General features: G+C 44.2%; 25 protein-coding genes and 1 tRNA gene. 19 read left to right on the top strand and 7 right to left on the bottom strand.

Annotated elements, in window-relative coordinates; translation table 11 throughout:
- Window positions 1–2 precede the first annotated feature (2 nt).
- The 6 genes from JXL83_03885 to JXL83_03860 are packed head-to-tail and all read right to left on the bottom strand — an operon-like array spanning window position 3 to window position 5,663.
- The gene (locus tag JXL83_03885) at window positions 3–863 is read right to left on the bottom strand and encodes a tetratricopeptide repeat protein (GenBank protein MBN2363251.1); all 861 of its coding nucleotides are present in this window, start codon (window positions 861–863) and stop codon (window positions 3–5) included.
- Window positions 851–1,864, bottom strand: a complete 1,014-nt coding sequence (locus JXL83_03880; GenBank protein ID MBN2363250.1) for a VWA domain-containing protein — start codon at window positions 1,862–1,864, stop codon at window positions 851–853. The genes JXL83_03885 and JXL83_03880 overlap by 13 nt, the downstream gene beginning before the upstream one ends.
- Window positions 1,861–2,820, bottom strand: coding sequence for a VWA domain-containing protein (locus JXL83_03875; protein ID MBN2363249.1), 960 nt, complete (start codon window positions 2,818–2,820; stop codon window positions 1,861–1,863). The genes JXL83_03880 and JXL83_03875 overlap by 4 nt, the downstream gene beginning before the upstream one ends.
- Complete coding sequence (locus tag JXL83_03870) at window positions 2,813–3,763, bottom strand: hypothetical protein (GenBank protein MBN2363248.1); 951 nt, start codon at window positions 3,761–3,763, stop codon at window positions 2,813–2,815. The genes JXL83_03875 and JXL83_03870 overlap by 8 nt, the downstream gene beginning before the upstream one ends.
- Window positions 3,760–4,680, bottom strand: coding sequence for a DUF58 domain-containing protein (locus JXL83_03865; GenBank protein MBN2363247.1), 921 nt, complete (start codon window positions 4,678–4,680; stop codon window positions 3,760–3,762). Before JXL83_03865 ends, JXL83_03870 begins: the two co-directional genes overlap by 4 nt.
- Window positions 4,677–5,663 (bottom strand): AAA family ATPase, encoded by a 987-nt coding sequence (locus tag JXL83_03860; GenBank protein ID MBN2363246.1) that lies wholly within the window; start codon window positions 5,661–5,663, stop codon window positions 4,677–4,679. The genes JXL83_03865 and JXL83_03860 overlap by 4 nt, the downstream gene beginning before the upstream one ends.
- A 117-nt stretch (window positions 5,664–5,780) precedes the next feature.
- On the opposite strand from JXL83_03860, the gene JXL83_03855 reads away from it, so the two are divergent.
- The 18 genes from JXL83_03855 (at window position 5,781) to JXL83_03770 (ending at window position 20,287) form a co-directional block, all read left to right on the top strand.
- Entirely contained in the window at window positions 5,781–6,098 is a 318-nt protein-coding gene (locus JXL83_03855; protein ID MBN2363245.1) for a hypothetical protein, read from the top strand.
- Window positions 6,095–6,676 (top strand): polysaccharide export protein, encoded by a 582-nt coding sequence (locus JXL83_03850; protein ID MBN2363244.1) that lies wholly within the window; start codon window positions 6,095–6,097, stop codon window positions 6,674–6,676. The genes JXL83_03855 and JXL83_03850 overlap by 4 nt, the downstream gene beginning before the upstream one ends.
- A 7-nt stretch (window positions 6,677–6,683) precedes the next feature.
- On the top strand, window positions 6,684–9,191 hold the full coding sequence (locus tag JXL83_03845) for a polysaccharide biosynthesis tyrosine autokinase (GenBank protein MBN2363243.1): 2,508 nt from the start codon (window positions 6,684–6,686) through the stop codon (window positions 9,189–9,191).
- 83 nt (window positions 9,192–9,274) lie between these two features.
- On the top strand, window positions 9,275–10,360 hold the full coding sequence (locus JXL83_03840; GenBank protein ID MBN2363242.1) for a tetratricopeptide repeat protein: 1,086 nt from the start codon (window positions 9,275–9,277) through the stop codon (window positions 10,358–10,360).
- A gap of 5 nt (window positions 10,361–10,365) precedes the next feature.
- Window positions 10,366–11,400, top strand: a complete 1,035-nt coding sequence (locus JXL83_03835; GenBank protein ID MBN2363241.1) for a hypothetical protein — start codon at window positions 10,366–10,368, stop codon at window positions 11,398–11,400.
- A gap of 152 nt (window positions 11,401–11,552) precedes the next feature.
- The gene (locus tag JXL83_03830) at window positions 11,553–12,776 is read left to right on the top strand and encodes a tetratricopeptide repeat protein (GenBank protein MBN2363240.1); all 1,224 of its coding nucleotides are present in this window, start codon (window positions 11,553–11,555) and stop codon (window positions 12,774–12,776) included.
- Between the two features lie 40 nt (window positions 12,777–12,816).
- A complete protein-coding gene (locus JXL83_03825) occupies window positions 12,817–13,467 on the top strand; it encodes a hypothetical protein (GenBank protein ID MBN2363239.1) in 651 nt (216 codons plus the stop codon).
- Complete coding sequence (locus JXL83_03820; GenBank protein ID MBN2363238.1) at window positions 13,464–14,372, top strand: dihydroorotate dehydrogenase; 909 nt, start codon at window positions 13,464–13,466, stop codon at window positions 14,370–14,372. Before JXL83_03825 ends, JXL83_03820 begins: the two co-directional genes overlap by 4 nt.
- Window positions 14,365–14,826: a septal ring lytic transglycosylase RlpA family protein gene (locus tag JXL83_03815; GenBank protein MBN2363237.1), complete on the top strand. Its 462-nt coding sequence runs from the start codon at window positions 14,365–14,367 to the stop codon at window positions 14,824–14,826. Before JXL83_03820 ends, JXL83_03815 begins: the two co-directional genes overlap by 8 nt.
- Window positions 14,823–15,503, top strand: coding sequence for an orotidine-5'-phosphate decarboxylase (gene pyrF / locus JXL83_03810; protein ID MBN2363236.1), 681 nt, complete (start codon window positions 14,823–14,825; stop codon window positions 15,501–15,503). The genes JXL83_03815 and pyrF overlap by 4 nt, the downstream gene beginning before the upstream one ends.
- Window positions 15,500–16,102 carry an orotate phosphoribosyltransferase gene (locus tag JXL83_03805; GenBank protein MBN2363235.1) on the top strand — a complete coding sequence of 201 codons (603 nt, stop codon included), beginning with the start codon at window positions 15,500–15,502 and terminating at the stop codon, window positions 16,100–16,102. The genes pyrF and JXL83_03805 overlap by 4 nt, the downstream gene beginning before the upstream one ends.
- Before the next feature lie 2 nt (window positions 16,103–16,104).
- On the top strand, window positions 16,105–16,857 hold the full coding sequence (locus JXL83_03800; GenBank protein MBN2363234.1) for a YebC/PmpR family DNA-binding transcriptional regulator: 753 nt from the start codon (window positions 16,105–16,107) through the stop codon (window positions 16,855–16,857).
- Window positions 16,854–17,333 (top strand): crossover junction endodeoxyribonuclease RuvC, encoded by a 480-nt coding sequence (ruvC, locus tag JXL83_03795; GenBank protein ID MBN2363233.1) that lies wholly within the window; start codon window positions 16,854–16,856, stop codon window positions 17,331–17,333. Before JXL83_03800 ends, ruvC begins: the two co-directional genes overlap by 4 nt.
- Window positions 17,326–17,907, top strand: coding sequence for a Holliday junction branch migration protein RuvA (gene ruvA, locus JXL83_03790; protein MBN2363232.1), 582 nt, complete (start codon window positions 17,326–17,328; stop codon window positions 17,905–17,907). Before ruvC ends, ruvA begins: the two co-directional genes overlap by 8 nt.
- The gene (gene ruvB, locus JXL83_03785; protein ID MBN2363231.1) at window positions 17,904–18,917 is read left to right on the top strand and encodes a Holliday junction branch migration DNA helicase RuvB; all 1,014 of its coding nucleotides are present in this window, start codon (window positions 17,904–17,906) and stop codon (window positions 18,915–18,917) included. The genes ruvA and ruvB overlap by 4 nt, the downstream gene beginning before the upstream one ends.
- Window positions 18,907–19,113 carry a hypothetical protein gene (locus JXL83_03780; GenBank protein MBN2363230.1) on the top strand — a complete coding sequence of 69 codons (207 nt, stop codon included), beginning with the start codon at window positions 18,907–18,909 and terminating at the stop codon, window positions 19,111–19,113. Before ruvB ends, JXL83_03780 begins: the two co-directional genes overlap by 11 nt.
- Complete coding sequence (queA, locus tag JXL83_03775) at window positions 19,100–20,149, top strand: tRNA preQ1(34) S-adenosylmethionine ribosyltransferase-isomerase QueA (protein ID MBN2363229.1); 1,050 nt, start codon at window positions 19,100–19,102, stop codon at window positions 20,147–20,149. Before JXL83_03780 ends, queA begins: the two co-directional genes overlap by 14 nt.
- Before the next feature lie 62 nt (window positions 20,150–20,211).
- Window positions 20,212–20,287: transfer RNA gene (locus JXL83_03770), tRNA-Asn, on the top strand.
- Between the two features lie 203 nt (window positions 20,288–20,490).
- Here the strand turns inward: JXL83_03770 and JXL83_03765 are convergent.
- On the bottom strand, window positions 20,491–21,537 hold the full coding sequence (locus JXL83_03765) for a DUF4325 domain-containing protein (GenBank protein MBN2363228.1): 1,047 nt from the start codon (window positions 21,535–21,537) through the stop codon (window positions 20,491–20,493).
- 192 nt (window positions 21,538–21,729) lie between these two features.
- On the opposite strand from JXL83_03765, the gene JXL83_03760 reads away from it, so the two are divergent.
- Window positions 21,730–22,821, top strand: coding sequence for an IS256 family transposase (locus JXL83_03760; GenBank protein MBN2363227.1), 1,092 nt, complete (start codon window positions 21,730–21,732; stop codon window positions 22,819–22,821).
- The last annotated feature ends 197 nt before the right edge of the window (window positions 22,822–23,018 follow it).

Below are 23,018 nucleotides of genomic sequence, written 5' to 3'. Positions count from 1 at the left end.
TATCACCATTGGCCGCTGGGATTCGACTTACCGTTACTTTGAGGGAGAATCGAATCTTGACCGGGCGAGTTCAGAGCCGCGTCGAGAATCCTTTCAGCTTGTTCACTGGACATGGGAGGTAAATCGTCCTGCTGTTGTTGGTCCTGTTGATCCTGCTGATCCTGTTGGTCTTGCTGATCCTGCTGATCCTGCTGGTCTTGTTGATCCTGCTGATCCTGCTGATCCTGCTGGTCTTGTTGATCCTGCTGATCTTGTTGGTCCTGTTGATCCTGCTGATCCTGTTGGTCTTGTTGATCCTGCTGATCCTGCTGATCCTGCTGGTCTTGTTGGTCTTGCTGGTCCTGCTGGTCTTGTTGATCCTGCTGATCCTGCTGGTCCTGCTGGTCCTGTTGGTCCTGCTGATCTTGCTGATCCTGATTCTGTTGTTGCTGATCATTTTTCATTTTTAGGGCAATTTCAAGATTACGCCGGCATTCGTTATCGAAAGGGTTTAAAACGAGAGATTGTATGAGCCTTTCTATTGATAAATCCAAAAAAGACGAACTGGAGTCTGTTCCGGATTGCGCGGATCTGAGATATGATGTTCCCGCGTTGTATAAAATGTCGGGTTTCATATCGGCGAAAACAGAATCCGGAGACAGGATCGAATCGAAAAATAGAGCGGCTTTTTCAGGTTCACCGTTGTCGTAATAAGCGCAAGCGAGATTGTAGATAATTGTAAAATTTCCAGGAGATTCTTCGAGTGCTTTACTGTAAAGTTCAATGGCTTTGCTGAAATTTCCAGCGTCTTGTGACAGTGCTCCTTCGTATGCTTTGTCGGGAGGAATCGAAAATGTTAAAAACAATGAAATCAAAAGTACCATTTTGATGACCTTCTTTTTTTCTCCACAGTGACTGACAGGGCAATCAAAACCGCGCCTATAGCAAGCGGTATTTCATAATGGTAAACATACATGGCGTCCTGTTTTTGAGTTATGGCCTGTTTTCGAACGGTTTCAAGAAACCGGGCTATCTCTTCCGCGGTTCTCGACGGATTTTCCGCCCTTAAATATACACCGCCGGTCTTGTCCGATATCGACATCAAATTTTCTTCTTCCAGATAAGTTTTCGCGGTGTCGTATGAGGAAAGCATTATGTATCCCTCAATTTCACCTTCAAAATTAATTTCAGGGACAGGGTCTCCCTTGACACTGCCTATTCCCGCGGAAACAACAGGTATTCCTTTTCCGGAAAGACAGTCAAGTTCATTCGATATTTCAGGTCCGAAATCTTCTCCGTCGGACAGTAAAACGACAACTGTCGAACGGCTTGCCTCTTTTTCTATCACTCTTTCAACAGCCGTGAAAGCTCCTAAAAATGAAGTGCCGGTGCTGGTAGTAGCTCTTGTTGACAGCTGTTTAATGGAGTTCCTGAGACTTCTGTGGTCAAAAGTCAACGGGCTTGCGATTGTCGCGCTTCCGGAAAACAAAACAAGAGAAATCCTGTCGTCGGTTCTCCTTTCTATGATTCCGGTCATAATCTTTTTTGCTATTTCAATTTTTTTCACCGGTTGCGAAGCTTCCATACTGCGGCTGATATCGCAGAGAAAAATTATATCAATGCCTTTTTTTGTCAGAGACGATATTTCTGATTCATTCGCGGGACCTGCGGCGGCGAAAAGAAAAGAAGTCAAAGCGAGCGCTATGAGAGACTCTTTGACTATTTCCACTCTCAAATCGGACAGCGACAACCTCGATTTATGACCGGTGGCGAGAAGTCTGCCGACCAGCTTTTTCTTTTTGATAAGATTGATGGTCTGGAGTATGACAGAAAGTAAAACAACGGCAGGGATCAAATAGAGGAATATGGGTCTTGTAAATATCAAGGTATGCTCCTGAAAAAAGTCCTGTCGAGAATAAACGGGATTGTGAGCAAAATAATGGACATTGCAACCCAAAAATGAGCCTTTGACGGACTCAACGCCAGAATTTCGCCGCTTTCCCTTGTTTTTTCAAGTTGATCTATCATCGTGAAAGCTTTTTTAAGGGCTCCTTTGTCCGTCGCCCTGAAGGAGGTGTTTTCGGAAGAGGCTATTTTTGAAAGTAATTCGTAATCGGCTGTCGACGCATAAACATATCCGTAAGTCGGGCTGTTGTAAGTGAAAGACGTTTCTGTCCCGATGCCTATTGTGTATATTTTCATTCCGAGTGTTTTCGCCGCTTCAGCGGCCGTTACCGGGTCCACGTATCCGGCATTGTTGGCGCCGTCGGTGATCAGTATTATCACCTTGCTCGGGCTGTCCGAATCGCGAAGACCGTTCGCAGCGAGTGCCAGGCCCATACCGATTGCTGTCCCGTCGGTTATTATACCCGGAGACAGATCTTCAATACTGTTGACGAGGAATGAATGATTGAGGGTGGGCGGGACGAGAAGATATGCGTCGTAGGCGAAAACTGCCAGACCTATTCTGTCATTTTCCCGTGATTTGATGAAATCGATGGCAATTTTTTTGGCGGCTTCGAATCTTGTCGGTGAAAAATCGGGCGCCTCCATGCTCGTCGATAAATCGAGAGCCAGCACTATGTCTATTCCGATTTTTTCCCTGTTAATTATTATGGGTTTTCCCAGAGGTTCCGCAGCGCCGAATATAGCCGCGATTGCACTTGCTACGTAAAGCCAGAGGAGCGATTTTTTTACAAAAATCCTAAAAGTGGTTTTTTCTCCAAAAAAAGATGAAGCCGAATAGATGACGGAAGGCTTTTTCGAAAATTGGAGGTAGAAGCCTAAACCGATTACCAGGGGGATGAATATAAGAAGCCAGGGATGGGAAAACCTAAACATTTTTTCCGCCTTTTTTTCCGTTCTCGTCTTTTTTAAAAAGAGGGAAGACCCAGACAAAGTTTTTTACGGCTTCGTAATCTTCCTGTCCTTTTTCGGAATCGAAGGTTTTTTTGGAGAATTTTGCCAATTCAGACGTCATGTTGAAAGAGGACAGGGATTTTTCAACATCTTTTGAAACGTAAAATGATTTAAGGAAGACATCCCTTATTTCCCTGACAGTCATCTTTTTCGTTTTAAGCGTAGAAACATTTTCCGAATAATCTTTGAAAACTTCAGTCAGTTCTTCGTAAAACTCTTTTGAAACCGGAGATTTTTCTTTCAAATATGAATTGAATATCTTAGACAGCTCATCCATGGCTTTTTCTTTTGGAGACAAAACAAAGAATCCTTTTTTAGCTGATTTTTTAATAAGCAGATAAGCTGCTGAGGCAATCAATATAATCGAGATAATCAGCAAAGGGATATACCAGAACCGCAGTGTCATTCTGAAAAGTCTTTTGTATAGGGGTTCCGGAGGTTTCGGAGGGAAGTCAAGCCTCGGCCTCAAAGGTGACAAAATCGTGTCGTCTGGTCCGGTGAGGCTAGAAAGCATTGTCATGTCCAATGTTCTGAGAGAATCTGTCCAGGAAGTGTCCGGTAAATGGAAACTCGCCGGCGGTATGGGAATCGACACCGAGTCTATTTCGGTGTATACGGCGCCTGATAAAGTGAAAACCGTGGAAAGGCTGTCTTCTCCGTTTGTCAGAAGGAATTTGGCGGGCGCTTCGTTCATAATGAAAGGGTGCCATTCGGCACTGTCTCCCGATACCGTTACCGAACAATTTCTCGGGTGTGAGTAAGAGATCTCAATTTGGAAGATTTCACCAAGGTAAACGCTGTCTTTCGAGGGATTCAACGTGCAAAACTGCGATAAAAGGCAAACCTGAAACAGGATGAAATTCATCTCTTTTTTGTCCGCAATTTAAAGAAATTATAAAGAATTGGAATGTAATCCGCGTCGGTTTTGACGTCAATGACGTCAACGGCCGTTTTATTTAATATCTTTCTGTGAAATTCTCTTTCGGATTCCATTCTTGCTTTGAATGTCCTGCGAAAAGAACCGGAGGATGAATCCACAAGTATTTCTTTGCCCGATTCAGGGTCTATCAGATTGACAAGACCAACGTCAGGAAATTCTTCTTCGTAAGGATCCGAGATCCTGACTACGATACAGTCGTGTTTCCTTGAAAGGACAGCCAGAGGTTTTGCGTAATCGTCGTCTTGTCCGAGCATGAAATCGGTGATAATGAAAATCACTGCCTTGGTGTTTATGACCCTGTAAAGGTTTTCAAGGGTCGTTGAAAGCTTTGTCTGTCCCACGGCTTCTGTATTGGAAAGAATGTCCCGGATTATGTGAAGAACATGCCTTTTGCCTTTTCTCGGCGGAATGTATTCCTGAACGGCGCCCGAGAAAGTCATGAGACCGACTTTGTCGTTGTTCTTAATGGCGCTGAGCGCGAGGACGGCCGCTATTTCAGCGGCAATGTCAATTTTAAGCGGCGCGAGGTCATCTTCACCTGTTTTCAGGCTTGAATAGACCATCGAAGCCGAAGTGTCGACGACAAGAAAGACCTGCAGTTCCCTTTCTTCGATGAATTCCTTGACGTACAGTCTGTCGTCAGCTGTTCTCGCCGTGACGTTCCAGTCAACGGAAGTGATGTCGTCTCCTGGTTCGTACTCCCTCACTTTGTTGAATTCGATCCCCAATCCCCTGAACGCACTGGTGTATTTTCCGCCGATGGCCGATTCGACGAGTTTTTTTGTTTTTATCTCGATGTTTCTTATTTTTCCGGCGATTCTTTTTTCGAGCGTCTTGTTCATGGCGTGGGAATTTTAGAAAGTATGGTCGAAATTATCTGGTCTGTTGTAATTTTTTCAGCTTCAGCTTCGTAAGTGATTATTATTCTGTGCCTGAGAACGTCCCGGGCGATCTCTTTGATGTCGTAATCGGAGACGTAACCTCTGCCTTCAATGAGGGCGAGGGCTTTCGCGGCTTTTATTATGTAAATGGACGCTCTGGGGGAAGCTCCGTATGATATCAGGCCGTTCAATTCGTTTAACTTGTATTTTGAGGGCCATCTCGAAGAGGCGACTATCCTGACGGCGTATTCTTTTATTGATTTTTCGACGTAGACTTTTTTTGTGAGATTCATGAGTTCTATTATTGTCTCTGAATTGACGACCGGTTCTATCACTATGTCGTCGGGCTGTGTCATACGGTCCAGGATTTCCAGTTCTTCTTCGGGAGTCGGGTAGTCAAGATTTATTTTGAGCATGAATCTGTCGACCTGAGCTTCCGGAAGAGGATAAGTCCCCTCCTGTTCGATAGGATTTTGGGTCGCCAGTACAAGAAAAGGCTTTGGTAAAGGGAAAGTCGTCTCGCCTATGGTCACCTGTCTTTCCTGCATTGCTTCGAGAAGGGCGCTCTGAACTTTGGCGGGAGCCCTGTTGATTTCGTCAGCCAGTATTATCTGGGCGAAGACGGGCCCCCTTTTTGTCGAAAAAGTGCCTTCTTTTGGATTGTAAACCAGCGTGCCAATTATGTCCGCAGGCAGAAGATCGGGAGTGAACTGAATTCTGTGAAAGATGGCTCTGACTGATTCCGCCAGAGTTGAAACAGTAAGAGTTTTGGCGAGGCCGGGCACGCCTTCTATCAATATGTGCCCGTCAGCCAAAAGGCAAACCAGTATCCTGTTTATCATCTTGTCCTGTCCAACTATTCTTTTCCTTATTGAAATAGTTATCTGGTCGATGATCTGGCGGTTCCGTTTGATTTTTTCTGTAATTTCTTTTATTTCACTCATGACAGTCTTTCTCCTTTGAAATTTTATTATGGCGAAGAATGTACCATTATATTATAATTACGATTCAGAATAATGCAATATTTCGGAATTTTAACTCTTTATCAAGCAAGAGAGAAAATGAATCTGCGAAAAAAATTTACCGTGCATGAAAATTTCGACGAAACTGGTTTTTTGAGTAAATTTCCATTGAGAGTGCTTTTTCCATTCATTCTGATGGCGTTCCTTTTCGTTATTTCGGTGTTTTCAGTCGATCTCGTACCGCGTTCTCTCTTCATTTTTGTGAGAGCGTCGGTAAAAGCGGGATTTTTTCTAACTGCAATTTCAGTTATTTATTTTTTAACTATCCAGCTTAAAAAAACGCTGATGTTCAAACTGCTGTCGGCGGTGTCCGCTCTTTCCGCCTTCGCATACCTGTATTACAAGTTTCTCAGATGAATTCCCTCATTTTAATTGTTTTATGTTCCGTCTCTCAGGTCTTCGCCAAAGGCGACCAGCTAAAAGTGATACTTGTCGCCGAATCAGCCGAAAGCAGAGAAAATCTTTACACGATTCAGAGTGACGGAACGATCATCCTTCCTGTCGTAGGCAGGATCATGGTCGAAGGACTGACGATCGAACAGGCACAGAATGAAATTTCCCGTTACCTGAGGGATATATACAGGGACCCGACGGTATATGTCATACCTGTCTGGAATATAACTATTCTGGGAGAAGTGAAATCTCCCGGGGTTTATGACGTCGAAGGATCTATAACCGCTTCCAGACTTCTGTCTCTTTCGGGAGGTCCGGCTCAGAGAGCGGATCTTGTAAGAGCAGCTTTGTACAGGGATGGAAATGAAATCCATCTGAATCTCAAAGAATGTCTCGCAATGTCGGGAACTGAAAAGGACGTGGAACTGAAATCAGGTGACGTGATATACGTACCCAAAGTCTGGTGGCCTTCCTGGACCGAATGGGGGACCATTATGACGACGATGACTTTCATGATAACTCTTTACAAACTTTCCCAATAAAAAGCGCATGCAGGAACCTGACGGTATAACTGAAAATGCTACAGAGCAGATAAATCTTTTTGACAACGCGTTGGTGAAATCAGCCGTGCGCTTCAGATGGCTTATATTTGTTGTCTTTTTGTTGTCACTTCTGATTTCCGTTTACTCGACTACTAAATCCGTAAACGTATACAGCGCCACAGCGGCGCTGAGGATAGACTATGAAATGTCTGTCGCCACTCAGAACCTGGGTCTTTGGGGAAACGTATTTCAGGGTTATTCCTACCACATAAATCCGATTAACGACAGAATAGCGCTTCTCAGTTCAAGGTCTGTCGCCGAAGGAGTTGTAAGAAAACTTAATAAAAACTTCATGTATAATACAACGGGTTTTGAACGGCCAAATGACGTCGGGATACATGTTCTATGGATGGCCGAGATTATTGAAACTGATTCTTTTTCTCTGAAAGTAAAAGAAAATGACTCCGCCGAAATAATCATGTTCGATTCGTCGGGGTCTCACACGACAGAAACCTTTCATTTAGGAGACACAATCAGGCTCGATTTAGTCTCTTTTACCTTGAGAACAGACGAAGGCGACACCGGAACAATTCACGTAAGGTTACTGCCCGTAAACGTTATGGCGGATGTTCTCAGGAGGCTGGTTTATATAACGAATGTGGAGGAAACAAACATACTGCTCGTAACCGTCAATCATTCAGATCCTGTAGAAGCGAGAAAAATGGCAAACGCTTTTGCGGGAGTCATGGTTGAATTCGACATTCAAAGCGGAAGACAAACGGCAAAGAATGTCAGGGAATTCATCGAAGGTCAATTGCTGATAACGAACAGCAGTCTGGAAAACGCCGAAAAGAATCTTAAAAAACTTCAGGAGGAATACGGCTGGCTTACGGCGCAGACAGAAAAAGTGAGAGTGGAACAACAGCTTTCGGAACTGATAAAGGCGAGAGTCAACACAATGATTGAAGTGAGGGTGCTTGAACAGAAAATCAGCGCTCTGAGGTCACAGCTTGAAGGGAACGGGGCTTTTAGCCTTTACGGTGAATCACAGGCAATCCCCGAATTAAGTTCAAATCCGACGCTTCGTTCAATTCAGGATCAGATAAACAATTACGAAATTCAGAAATCGGAACTTCTCGGAAAATACACTGAAAACCATCCTTCAGTAAGGCATCTCGATTCCGTAATAGAGTACCTCAAAAGACAAATTGCAGCAGAAACCCAGATCATGATGGAAACTTACGGCTCCGGTCCTGTAGATCCGGTATGGTCGGCTATAGTTAAAGATTACGTCCTGACCGAAGTCGAACTTGCGTCGTCGAGGGCGCGTTACTCCGCGCTGGAAAAAACCGTTTATTCGATTCAATCTGAACTTGAAAGCCTCCCCGGTGAAATAGCCGAATTTGAACGCGTTTACCGGATGGTCGAGGTGGAAAAACAGACGTACACAATGCTCCTTCAGAAACTTCAGGAGGCTAAAATTTCTGAAGCAACACAGGTTGGCAACTTATCTCTGATAGACAGCGCGATGACCCCTGTCAGGCCAATCGGCACCAAGAAGAAAAAAAACGTAATCATTGCGGGTTTTATAGGGGCGGTTCTGGGATTCGCCATTGCCTTCGCACTCGACAAGCTTGACACTACAATCCGTGATCCGGAAGAAATCGAAAATGTTCTGAAGATAAAACTTCTCGGCATCATTCCTTTCATTGCTGACGTTGAAAAGACCGGTCCGAAAATTCAGTTTGCTCCTGAAAAAGCCATTGAGAGAAGCCTGATCACTCATGTATCGCCGAAATCGCCGGTTTCGGAGGCCTACAGGACAGTCAGAACCAACATAACTTTCAGTTCGGTTGACAAGAAAGTAAAATCGATAACCGTGGTGAGCGCTTTGCCGAAAGAGGGAAAATCTACGACCGCAGCAAATATTGCCGTAGCGTTTGCCCAGCAGAACATAAAAACGGTTCTGATTGACACAGATATGAGAAAACCTGTTTTGCACAACGTTTTTTCGGCAGATAGAACGCCTGGTCTGGTTGATTACCTTTTCGGAATGAGAGAGATAGGTGAAATTATTAAACCCGCCGGAGTTGACAACCTGTTTCTTATACCATGCGGAACGATACCCCCCAATCCTTCCGAGGTAATCTCCTCGGAAAAAATGGATTTTTTAATTAATAACGAGCTGTCGGATTTCGGTTTTATTGTCTTTGATTCGCCTCCGATCCTTGCGGTGACGGACGCCGTAATACTGTCAAAAAAGACAAACGGAGCAATTCTTGTAATCCGTTCGGAAAAAACGGATAAAGACGCGGCAAAAGCGGCTCTGAAAGCGCTCAGAAACATCGGAGCTGATGTCAAAGGAGCTGTTTTCAACAACGTCGACATAACGGGAAAATACGGCTACGGTTATTATTACAAATATTATTATCAGTACCATTACGGACATGAAGGAGAGAAAAAGACCCGGACTGAAAAAAGTTTTAAAGAAAAAGTCAGGCGCTTCTTTTTTTGACTTTGAACTGGAACGGAAAAAGCGCTTATGATATATTGCTGTGTTCAGCGTTCAGAAAAATGGAAATCATGAAAGGAGAAAATATGAAAAAGGCGTTATTGGGCGCGGTAATGACCGCGGTAATTATTGGATCTTTTGCGTGTGAAAGCAGCGGATTGACAGCCCTCAAAGTTTATCTTCAGCAAAAAAGAATTCCCGAAGCCATAAGAGAAGGTGAAGCGGCAATTTCAATGGAACCCAACAATCCGGAACCGTATTACTGGACGGGTGTTGCCTACGTGGAAAAACAGGACTATGCAACAGCATGCCGTTACCTCGAAAAAGCCATGGACAGAGGACTTGATATTCAGGAAATAGAAAAGAGGGGCAAAGGCGAAGGTATCGATGCGTGGAACTTTTTTCAGGTGTTTCTGGCTGGAGGCGTCCAATCACTCGGAGAAAAGAAATACGATGAAGCCGCTTCTTTTTTGAAATACAGTATTGAGATGGAACCGGATTCGGCGACTCCTTATGCAATTTTGGGTTCGATTTTCAAGGAATCTGAACAGTTCGATTCAATGATGAAATACTATGATTACGCTCTCTCTCTGGACGCTGACAATTTCCCGGCTCTGAGAAATCTCGGACTTTATTACCTTACGGAAGTTAACGATTACGAAAACGCGATACAAACCTTTAACAACGCTCAGGTATTTCATGACACGTCGGCTTCGCTCAATTACTACCTGGGGCTTGCTTACATTCAAAACGCCAATAAACTCGGTTCTGAAGGCGACATCGAAGGCAGAACGGCAAACATGGACATGGCTGAAAAAGCCTTCGCGAAATCAGTTCAAATTGATCCTTCTTCGAGAATAAGCGAAATAGCCCTGTACAGGGGGATATGCCTTGTCAATCTTGAGAGATACGAGGATGCAATACCGGTGATCAATGAAGCGGTCGAATTACTTGAAGATACTGACCCCAACAAGGATAAACTTCTCTACAATCTCGGTTTGAGCTACAACAAACTGGGAAGGCACCAGGAAGCCGTCGATGCGATCACCCTGGCAATAGAGATCAAAGAAGAAGCAAAATACTACAACCTCAGGGCGGATAGCTACAACAACCTCGATATGAGGGATAAGGCTCAGGACGATCTCAGAAGGGCTCTGGAATTAGGCGATTGAGATAAATGAAAAGGAATTTATATCTTCTCGCCGTTTCAATTTTTTTGACGGGCTGTCTGAGCTTTTCGGGATATTGGGACAAGAGTCTCGGACTTGTAAGCGAAAGGAAATATTCCGAAGCGCTGACTACGATGGAAAAAGAAGTGTCGAAAAAGCCCGGCGATGCGGTTGTCAGATACAGGTACGCATTGATCCTGCATGCGAGCGGAAAATATCTGGAAGCGGCCTTTGAGGCGGACACTTCTTTTGCGCTGGGTCTTGGGGAAACCCAGGCTCGGAGAGATGCTGAAAAAGCCGGATTTTCAGTCGAAGCAATATACGCCGAAGCCGGTTTTCAATACCTCGGACAAAATCTTTTCGAAGACGCCGCGAGATGTTTTGTCGCTGCGGCGTCTGTATCCGGCGAGGCGTCTTATTATTACAATTTAGCCGGCTTTTCCATGCTGGAAGAGGATAACAATGTCCAGGCGGTCGTTTACCTGGAGAAGTCTCTCGAAGCGGACAACCTTTACGAAGAGGCGAGACAAAACTATTGTATCGCTCTTTTCAGATCGGGTGAATACGCTGAAGTGACGGCTTTTTTGAAAAATTACTCGTCTTTAAAACCGGCCGAGTATTACATGTTAGGAACTTCAATGCTGATGTCTCTTGACGAGGAAACGGTCCTGATAAACAAAGCTGAAATTGGATCCTGTTTGGATTTTGCGCTCGAAGACACCTCCTCCGAGATAAAAGCCTCGGCATTATACAACCGCGCGATGCTTGAAATGATGACCGGCGACAAGGAAAATGCGCTGAAATGCTTTTCTGAAGCGACGGTTTTGGACAGTACTTCATTTCTTCTGTATTTCAATTACGGTGTTATGCTTATGGAAAGCGGACTCTACACTCAGGCGAAAAATATTTTCACTCAAGCCATAGCGATAGACCCGTATAGCCCCGACGCATACACGAACAGGGCTATTTGCGAAGAAAAGCTCGGAGAAAGGGACAACGCGAAACTTGATTTCATAAGGGGAATGGAATTAAGGAAAGAATAATAAAACTGTCAGCTGTTCTTGTTTTTTCAGCCGTCTTTTTTTCCTGCGGCTACAGGGCTTATTTCAACACGTACTACAACGCGAAGAAATACTACGGTGCGGCGCTGAGACTTAGACAAAGCGCCGCTTTGTCAGGCAGAGACACCCTCCTTGTGGGTATCATTGAACTCGATTCGGCGATAATAAGATGCGGAAAAATAGTGAAGTACAATTCCTCAAGTCCGTTCGTTGATGACGCGCTTTACATGATGGGAAATGCATTTCTGCTCAAAGGCGAGTATCAGATGGCCATAAGGAAATTCCAGGAAATCGTGCAATTCTATCCCGGCAGTTCTTTTCACGCGATGGCGCTTCTGAAGACTGGTGTGGCTTACACGCTGAAAGGCGAGTACGAAAACGCGCTCAGTTATTTTATCAAGGCATACATGACCGGAGACAGGCATGTTATGCCCGAAGCGCTTTACAACGAGATAAAAGTTTACGTTTTGTCGGGAGAACATTCTATAGCAGTTTCGAAGATTTCTGAGTTCAAGGATAAATATCCAAGAAGCTCTTTTTACCTGCCCGTTCTTCTTGAAGAATCGGAAATATATTTTAAAAATGAGGACTGGACCCAGTTGTTTCTTTTGCAACAGCAGATACACGAAGTTCTTGACGAAAAGAATTTTCCTCTTTACTACAGGACAAATTTGAGATTCGCCCAGGCGCTGAGACACCTCGACAGAACCGACGAAGCGATAGAAGTTCTCCAATCTCTCAGATCGCGCATGACGACAGGTTCGAACGACGCTGAAGTTGCGATTGAAATTGCGCAATGCCTTAGAGAAAAAGGCGAATATCAGCAGGCAATTTCTATGTACGACGAAATTGTAAAAACATACGCCAGGACAAGAGAAGCCGCCAAGGCGTTGTACCTTTCGGCGGAAATATACGAAGAAGACCTTTTCGATCTTGCAAAAGCCAAGGAGCTTTATGATCAGGCGAGGCTTTCGAATCCTGATGATCTGACGGCTTCACTCTCGATGAGAAGAGCTCTTTCACTCGAAAGGATTTTCGTTTACGAAGCTCAGGCGGAGACAATGACGGGCGAAGGAAAAGACAAAATAGAATTTTTTCTCGCAGAGCTTTACAACTTCGAACTCAACAATTCCGAAATAGGCGAACAGAAATTTTTGGGCATCATTGTCAATTATCCTGAATCCGAATATTATCCGAAAGCCCTGCTTATGTATGCGAATATCCTGAGAGAAAAAGGGGATTATTCAAAATCGGATTCGATATACAGATCTGTGATCGAGTTTTTTCCGTCAACCGATTATTCTCAATACGCTTTTGGAAAACTCGGATATGCGGACACGAGCGGTACTGAAGAATAAAAATAGAGCGTCGGAAAAAACCTGGCATCTCGTTTTCGAAATGCAAGGTCTGACTCAGATCCTTCCCGGGCATTTTTTTATGATAAAAATCGATGAAAACTTCGGATTCAGGCATCCGTTTTCTGTTCACAGGTATTCCGGCGAACAGATAGAGTTTCTCGTCGAAGAAAGAGGAGCCTTCAGTGCATCTCTCGCGCGTCTTGAGGAGGGGAAAACCGCCGACTTGACTGGACCCCTGGGCAACGGTTTCAATCCTGATCGCGGACAGAAAATCCTGGCTGTCGGAGGAGGTATTGGATGCGCCCCTCTGGCAGTTTTCGAAAGCTGTGGTTTTAACGCGAGGTATCTTGTAGGGGCCAAAAATTCAATGTCCGTTCCAGGTTATAACCTGCCGCCAGGGAAAACTCTCGTTGTAACGGAAGACGGAAGCCAGGGAGGAAAAGGCCTCGTGACGGATAATTTTAGTAAATACAGAAATCCTGAGGAAATTGTTTTCGCGTGCGGACCCCCGGTCATGCTCGAAAAACTGGCCGGAATCTGCAGAGAAAAGAAAATAGATTCCTATTTTTGTCTTGAAGCATACATGGTATGCGGAATAGGAGCATGCGCCGGTTGTGTGTCCCCTCTTCTGAAAGAGCGCAAAAAAGTCTGTGCTGAAGGGCCTGTTTTCAGGCTAGAGGATCTGAATTGAAAGAATCGGCCCTGTTGCTGAGGGGAGTAAAATTCAGTCCACCTGTATTTTTGGCTTCAGGCACGGCAGGCAACGGACCTGAACTGGAAGGTTTGACTGATTTTTCATTCGTCGGAGCCGTAATCACGAAAGCAGTGACCCCAGAACCGAGAGAGGGAAATCCCCCTCCGAGGCTTGCAGTATGTCATTCCGGACTTGTCAACTCAATAGGTCTTGCCAACCCGGGCCTGGAAATTTTCAGAAATGAAATTCTTCCCGGACTCAAGGATTTTCCTGTCAAAATAGTAGTCAACGTCGCCGGCGAAGAAACTGAAGATTATGTCGAAGTCGTTGAGAAACTGAACGAAAGCGAAACAGTTGCGGCTTTTGAGATAAATATCAGCTGTCCGAACGTTAAAAAAGGCGGCATTTCTTTCGGAAAAGACAAAGAGTCCGCGAAACAGTTGATTGACTCAGTGAGAAAAGCCACTGAAAAACCTCTCATACTCAAACTCACTCCCCAGGGCGACGCGTACACTCAGATAGCCAGGACGGCTGAAGACACCGGCATTGACGCGTTGTCTTTTGTAAATACTTTTCCCGCAATGCTATTCGACACTGAAAAAAGAACTTTTGCCATAGGCAACAAAACCGGCGGACTTAGCGGACCTGCCATAAAACCGCTCGCGCTCTATGCCGTTTATTGTCTGAGGCAATCAACTTCACTTCCGATAATAGGCGGCGGAGGCATCACGGATTACAATGACGCGGTCGAGTTTTTTCTCGCCGGAGTCGACGCCATATCCCTTGGAACAGTTTTGTTTTCAGATCCTGATTCTCCTAAAAAAATTTTTAATGGATTGAAAAAATACTGTTCAAGACATGGATTAAAATCGTTAAATGATATAAAATTGGAACATGAATAAAATCATAATTTTCACACTCGTTGCCTCAGTGCTTGCGGCGGCCGGATGCGCGACCGCCATGTTCAATTCGTCGACAACGCATATAAACAGGGAAAACGGATTAAATCAGCATGTTGAAACAGACGACAGGGACACGTCTTCCGGTCAAAATGACAGAACGGACACAGACAATTCGACGACCGGATACGCGACTTACTACGGAGAAGCTTTTCACGGTAAAAGGACGGCGAGCGGCGAAACTTTCAACATGTACGCTTTAACGGCCGCCCACAGAACCCTTCCTTTCGGAACTTTGGTGAGAGTGACCAACTTGGAAAATTCAAAGAGCGTCGTCGTCAGAATCAACGACAGAGGACCTGTGGACGAGAGTATAATAATCGATCTCAGTTACGAGTCAGCTAGGAGAATCGACCTGCTTTCCAAAGGCAGAGTCAAAATTGAGATTCTTAGATGATCGAATTCATATTTCCGCTGGATTTTGACAGTTTACAAGAAGCTGAAAAATGGGTCGGAGTTTTGGACGATTCCGTCGATGTTTACAAAGTCGGGCTTCAGCTTTTCAGCCGTGAAGGTCCCGATGCGGTCAAAAAATTTATTTCGCAGAAAAAGAAAGTTTTTCTCGACTTAAAACTTCACGACATACCGAACACCGTCGGAAAAGCGGCGGAGGCAGCCGCGGCTTTTGGAGTAAAATATCTGACGGCTCATTCTTCCGGCGGCAGAGAGATGATCAGGGTCGCTTCTGAAGCGATTTCGGGATCGAAGACAAAGCTTCTCGCTATTACAATTTTGACGAGTATTGACGATAAATCTTTCAAAGAGTGCTTTTCCGGAACAGGGAATATTAAAGAGCACGCTTTGAAGCTTTCTGATGCCGCCCGGGAATCCGGCGCGGACGGCGTTGTTTGTTCGGTGGGAGAAGCTGCCTTTTTGCGGGAACGCCACGGCGAAGATTTTCTTATAATAACTCCCGGAATAAGATTGACGGAAACTTCCGACGATCAGCGCAGAGCCTACGGGCCAAAAGAAGCAAAACTTGCCAAAGTGAACGGCATTGTCATGGGAAGACCCGTAATCAAGTCGCCCGATCCGCGCGCGTTCGTAGAAAGCATAAAGGAGATTTTGAATTGATCAAAGAGAACATTGAAAAGAGCACCGAAGAGATTCTGCGCGATCTCGGTGTTGTTAAAAAGGGTCACTTCGTTCTGACTTCGGGAAGGCATTCTTCATTTTATTTTGAAAAATTCAGGATTCTCGAAAAACCAGAGATGACCTCGATCCTGTGCAGAAGGATCGCCGAGATGATAATAAAAGAACATTCAGGAGACATTGACATTGTTTGCGGTCCCGCGACGGGAGGAATGATACTCGCATTCGAAGTTGCAAAAACACTCCGTTTGGGCTGTGTGTATCTTGAGAAGAATGGTGATGAATTCTGCCTTCTGAGGGGCATGAAAATACCTCAGGGAGCGAGAACTGTAATAGTTGACGATGTCCTGACGACTGGAAAATCGATCCAGGCGGCTGAGAAAGCGGTAATAAATGCCGGCGGAATAATTGTTCTCAACGCAGTAATGATTGACAGGAGAAAAAACAAAACTTCCGAATCCCCGATATTAGCTCTTCACAGCGCCCAGGGCGAAGATTACGCGCCCGAAGAATGTCCCCAGTGTGCGGCCAATGTTCCGCTTCTAAATCCAAAAACCGGAGAAGAGATTTTAAGGAGGTGACGATGTCCGGGCATTCCAAGTGGAGCACGATAAAGAGGAAAAAAGAAAAAATCGATGCCAAGAAGGGCAAGATTTTTACAAAACTGATAAAGGAAATAACTCTGGCGGCAAGAGAAGGCGGCGGCGATCAGAACGGCAACGCCAGACTGAGAACGGCCGTCATCGCGGCGAAAAGCGCGAACATGCCCCAGGACAATATTGACAGGGCAATAAAAAAAGGAACTGGCGAAATGCCCGGTGTGGTGTATGAAGAGGTCTTGTATGAAGGATACGGACCTGAGGGAGTCGCGGTCCTTGTAGAAACTGCCACAGACAATAAAAACAGGACATCTTCCGAACTGAAGCACCTGTTTACAAAATACGGCGGAAACCTAGGTTCGCCGAACTGCGTCGCATGGATGTTTGTCAGAAAAGGGATAATTGAAATAGATTCTTCGGGTCTGGACGAGGACAAAACCATGGAGGCGGCTCTCGACGCGGGAGCCGAAGATTTTCAACCCGCTGAAAACTCGTATTTCATATACACCTCGTTCGAGAGTTTCAATTCCGTCAGGGAAAAAATTGATAAAACATTCCGCGTATTGTCGGCAAAAATAGCATGGATTTCTGACAATCCCGTAAAAATCCCGAATCAGGAAAAAGCTCAAAAAATCTTGAAATTCATGGACAGTATTGAAGATCAGGACGACGTTCAAAACGTCCACGCCAATTTCGACATATCTGACGAGATTCTCGGAGCGCTGGAAAATCAGTGATTGTCATGGGGATAGACCCCGGTCTCACCGTTACGGGTTACGGTCTCGTTTTTTCTGACGGAAACAGACTCGGACTGGAAAATTGCGGCATGATAAGAACGAAACCTGACGATTCCCTGGGTAACAGGCTCAGACTGATACGGGAGGGTTTGTCAACTGTAATTGACGGATCGAAAGTCACTGAAGCCGCGTGCGAAACTGTTTTCCTGTCAAAAAATTTTCGTTCGTCCATGATGATGTCACACGCGAGGGGAGTGATATTCGAGCTTTTTGCTGAGAAGAAAATAAGCGTTTTCGAATACAGCCCTCGGGAGATAAAAAAATCGCTCACTGGAAACGGAAACGCCGGAAAAGAACAGGTCAAGTACATGGTGAAAAGCATTTTAGGCGAAATAGACGAATATGCTTTTGACGTATTCGACGCCATAGCAATCGCTTTGACTCACATAAACAAGAGGTCTTTTTGCAGTGATTGAATTTTTAAAGGGGAAGCTCCTAAAAAAGACTCCTGCTTTCGCTGTTCTTGAAATACAGGGCATCGGATACAAAGTCCTTACCTCAGTCACTTCATTTGAAAGCCTTCCGGAAGAGGGATCGGAAGCCTTTTTGTGGACAAAACTGTGCTTCTCGGCCTCGCAGGGCAGGGAGAACATAGAGATGTACGGTTTTTTTTCACAAAATGAAAGAGAGTTGTTTTCTCTCCTGACTACAGTAAAAGGAATCGGTCCAAAGATGGCACTTTCCATGCTTTCGGCATCCAATCCCGACAGATTGAGAGAAGCCATTGGTTCAGAAGAACTCGGTTTTCTGGAGACGCTCAAAGGAATCGGGAAAAAAACCGCTCAGAGGATGATAATTGAACTGAAAGATAAAATTCAGGGAGGAAAAACCGCGAAATTCGAGTCTTCTTCGTCAGAAGACGCCGTCAACGCGTTGGTTACACTGGGTTATTCGAGAATCGCCGCGTACAAGGCCGTCGCATCGGTTGTTTCGAAAGAACCCGGAATAGACGTCGAAGAGCTCATTAGAAAAAGCCTGGCGAAAATATGAAAGAAAACACCGATCCAAAAGTTCAGGAAGGCGACAGAAAGACAGAACAGCTTATAAGACCGCAGACTTTCGAAGAATTTCCGGGCCAGGAAGACCTGAAAAAGAACCTTAAAATTGCAATAAGCGCCGCTAAAGGCAGGGAAGAAGCGGTTGAGCATACCCTTTTTGTCGGCCCTCCGGGGCTTGGTAAAACGACTCTGGCGAACATCGTGTCCAGGGAAATGGGAGTGAAGTTCTTTTCAACTTCGGGGCCGGTGCTTGACAAAGCGGGAGATCTTGCCGGAATTCTGACGAACCTTTCTTTCAGAGACGTTCTTTTCATTGACGAGATACACAGAATGAACAAAATAGTCGAGGAATACCTTTATTCAGCGATGGAGGATTTTGCTCTGGACATAATTATTGATTCAGGACCTGCGGCGCGAACTATAAAAATAAGACTCAAACCTTTTACTCTGATTGGGGCTACAACGAGAACCGGGCTTTTGACGCCTCCTCTCAGGGCCAGATTCGGGATGACTTTCAGGCTCGATTATTACGACGTGCGGGAGCTCTCGACTATAATCGAAAGATCTTCATCCATACTCGGCATTGAAATTGACAGGGAAGCGGCAGTGGAAATAGCAAAAAGATCGCGCGGCACGCCGAGAGTAGCAAACAGGCTCCTGAGGAGGGTCAGAGATTGGTCGCAGGTGAGCAAGGAGAACAGAATTTCAGTCAAAAGAACCTGTCAGGCTCTGGACAACCACGGCATTGACTCGCTCGGACTTGAAAAAATAGACAGGGACATCCTCGAAACAATTATAAAGAAATTTGAAGGAGGGCCGGTCGGCCTTTCAACTCTCGCGCTCGCTCTCGGCGAAAGCGACGACACGATTGAAGAGGTTTACGAACCTTTTTTGATTAAAAAAGGCATGATAAAAAGAACGCCGAGAGGCAGAATGGCCACATCGGCGGCGTATTCCTACGTTGGAGTCAAAATTGACGGCAGATTGTTCGATGAAAACTGAGGTTTTCAAACTTGCTGAGTTCCCCGGCAGAAATCCGGCTTACAGGCTGATGAACGCCCTGAGCGCCGAATTGATAGCTTCTTCTGTCGAAAATCCCGAAGCGGCAGACGGTATTTACTCGGTATATGTCAGCGTCAAAGACAAGGTCAAGGCGAGAAGAACACTGAAAAAATTCATTTCAAGTGGTTCACTATAAAGCCGAAGATTTCAATTACGAGCTTCCTCCGGAAAGAATAGCCCAGTTTCCTCTTGAAAAAAGAGACGCTTCTAAAATGCTCGTCGTCTCTAAATCCGAAAACTCTATATCCCGCGATTATTTGGTTTCTGATCTTCCTTCATTTTTATCAAAAGGCGACGTTCTCGTTATGAACAACACTAAAGTCGTATCGGCGAGACTTCTGGGCAGAAAAAAAGCCACGGGCGGAGCGGCGGAGATATTTCTGACAGAGAAAACTTCCGAAAAAAATGTTTTCAACTCCCTTGTCAAGCCGTCGAAGAGAATAAGAGTGAATGACCTGATAAAATTAGACAACTCTGACACTGAAATCCTCATCGAAACCCGAAGAGAAGGTTCTTTCAGAACAGTGAGATTCATCACTGAAAAGGAGATTTCCTGGGAAGAGATAGACAAAATCGGCGGAACTCCTCTTCCGCCGTATATAAAAAGAAAAGCCGAGAATTCTGACAAAGAAAGGTATCAGACAATTTACGCCGGCGTTCCGGGAGCTGTGGCCGCGCCGACTGCCGGCCTTCACATAACCGAAGAAATCCTCGAAAATCTAGAGGAAAAAGGCGTTGAAGCCGTTTATCTTTTACTGCACGTCGGTCCCGGGACATTCGCGTATCTTTCTGAAGACCTTAAAAAACACAGAATGCACGCCGAATATTACGAACTGCCGGAAATTGCTGCTGAAAAAATAAATACGGCTAAAAAAAAGGGAGGGAGGATTTTCGCCGTGGGAACGACGACAGTCAGAGTTTTGGAATCCTGCGCCGAATCGAGGGGATTAGTAGGAAAGTCGAGCGGGTGGACAAGTATTTTTATATACCCGCCTTACGAATTCAAAACCGTTGACGGTCTACTTACTAATTTTCATCTTCCAAAAACTTCTCTTTTGTGCCTGGTTTCGGCGTTTGCCGGCAGGGAAAACATATTGCGTTCATACAGGAAAGCGCTGGACAGCGGTTACCGCTTCGCTTCTTACGGGGACGCCATGCTCATTCTTCCCTGAACTCGTGCCTTTTCGATATTTCTTGACAAAAAGATTAAATGAGATAGAATTTTAACCTGCACTGCTCGGTAGCTCAATTGGCAGAGCGGGTGGCTGTTAACCACTAGGTCGTGGGTTCGAGTCCCACCCGAGCAGCCAGTTTGTATAAAAGGCAGAACTTCAATATTTGAGGTTCTGCCTATCTTGTTTAATATCGGTATGTTGTAAAATATTTCAACAACAGGGTGGTTAACAAAAAGACAATACTTTTTGTACAATATTTAAAACAAATATTACCTATAAGATTATACCGTATAAACGAAGATACTCTGGTCAAAAAATTTATTATTATATCCACCTTTTCACTTATTAGAAATAATTATTCTTTTTATCATCTGTGATACCGTTGAATTCGCATTGATATAAACTAGTTCAACATCGGAATGTTTATTTTGAAATACACGAAATATCTCATCAGTAAAAGCTTGTCCTATTGTTTCGACTCCCTTAAAGTCGAATATAACAACTCTAAATCGATCAATACGTGCTAATAGCCTTTTGGCCTGTGAACGGGAGACTAGTTTATCATCGCCATATTGTGCTAAGCGAACGGGAACGATTGTTTTTGAAAATCCCAAATCGTCATCTGATGTGAATTGATTAAAGACCTTTTTAAGAGTTCGAGATGTATGATTATGCAAAAGCATAAAAACTGTTGTTCCTGAAGAAAATTTATCAAGTTCAAGTATCCAATCTTCCTCGTTACCATATTTATGTGAGAAATAAACACCTCCGGATAAAATAATAAAATCATCAAACATTCTGGAAGTAAAAAAAATACCTTCTCCAGTATGGTTTGCTGGATCTGTAGTCAGTTTACCTTTTGACAATTCCAAAATCGCATGGCGTTCATCAAGAAGATTTAATTCAGTTTGAATTTTCCTGAATATCCCAATCCCGTTATCTGATAATATCATTTCTGTGCCTGCCGCTGTTTTTGTAAGTTGTATGTAAATCAAAGTACCTGCAGAATGATCGATTGCATTATTAAACATCTCCGTAAATCCATAATGCCAAATATCAATAATATTCCCAGGCAGGTTACCTAGAGATGGTAATATATCTGTTCTCCAGACAACATCTTCTGCCAGCCCTGGAACAATCTGAAATGTTTTATCCCATTGATCCAAGGAGCGTAGTTTATATGTTCTGCTACGCGTGCTTCCTTGAACCGAAACAATTCCTTCAAGGACAAGATTTTGTATATGTTTATTAACTGCTTGGCGGGAGACATTGAATTTTCTGGCTGTTAACTTAGCAATATTTTTTGGATATTTCTCTACATTCTCTATAATAAATCGACGGACCTGCTCACCTCTAGCTCGAACTTTCAATTTGTATCCTTTCATTAAAACTCTTTTGTCAATGTAATCGCTTCATATTGTCAACTTATTTATTTTTATTGTCAACCACATTATAAAATAATAGGGAATTTAACTGACTGTGCTTGAGTTATAATCAAAAGTTGTGGATGAGATAAAAAAAGAGCAAATCCTCCTGTAAAATGTTGGTACCACACCAGCAACAAAAGGAGATGCTCTATGAAGGATTATACCACAAAAATTCAACAAGATAAAGATACATACAGTTGGTCTGTACTGGAAAAAGTTTTGAGAGAAGGAGCTCAACGGATGTTGATCCAGGCCATTGAAAACGAGATAGACGAATTTATTGAAAAACACTCAAAGAGAGTCGATGAGAAAGGCCGTAGGATAGTCGTGAGGAACGGATATTATCCGGAGAGAAAAATTATTACAGGCTTGGGTCCATTCAATGTGAAAGCGCCTCGGGTAGACGACAGAAAACTTGATCAGGGGACGGAAGAACGATTCACTAGCGCCATCCTGCCCCGATATCTCCGAAAGATTCCAAGTGTCGATAACCTGATTCCGGTGCTCTACCTGAAGGGAATATCTACCAATGGATTTCAGGATGCCTTGGCATCAATTTTAGGAGAGGGTGCTAAAGGTTTGTCAGCGACCAATATAGTCCGTCTGAAAAAGAGTTGGGAAAACGATTTCCTGATTTGGTCAAAACGAGATCTAAGCAAAAATAAATATGCCTATATTTGGGCTGATGGCATCTATTTCAATGTCCGGCTGGAAAGTGAACGAAGCTGCATCCTGGTTATTATGGGGGCTGACAGCTCTGGAAACAAGGAATTACTGGCAGTTAACGACGGGTATCGGGAAAGTACGGAAAGCTGGAAAGAAATGCTTTTGGGGCTCAAAAAACAAGGAATGCAGGTTGATCCAAAGCTTGCGATCGGTGACGGGGCATTGGGTTTCTGGAAAGCTCTTGATGAGGTGTTCCCTGAAACAAAACGGCAGCGGTGTTGGGTGCATAAAACCGCAAACATTCTTGACAAAATGACGAAGAGTGTTCAATCAAAGGCTAAGTTCATGATTCAGGAAATGTACATGGCTGATACGGAGGAAAATGCACTGAAAGCGTTTGATGTACAACGGCATGTTAATTTACGAGTCGTGCGGCATGTATATTTACGAATAAAAAGCGGATTATCCCAAAAAGGTTGCATCAATAAAAGGAATGGGGCATCTTCAGTCTTTACTCTAAAAAAGGAAAAAAGATGCCCCGAGAAACATTTACGCTGGATTGTATCATGTTCATGAAAGAAAAAGGAAGATCAAATTGTTCAATAGCCATTGAATTTTGCGGCTGAAGACATTAAAAATTCGCTGTTTCAAAAAAAATCAAATTCCTGTAAAATATCCGAAAAAGGAAGGACTTTGTCTTTAAGAACCAGAACGCATTTGATTATTGCGGCAATAGCACTGTTGCTGGCTCTTTTGATTTTTATCACTGATTT

This window comes from candidate division WOR-3 bacterium, assembly GCA_016934535.1.
GTDB lineage: Bacteria > SDB-A > SDB-A > SDB-A > SDB-A > JAFGIG01.
Note: the sequence above shows the minus strand (reverse complement) of the source record. Positions and strands in the feature narration are given on the sequence as shown.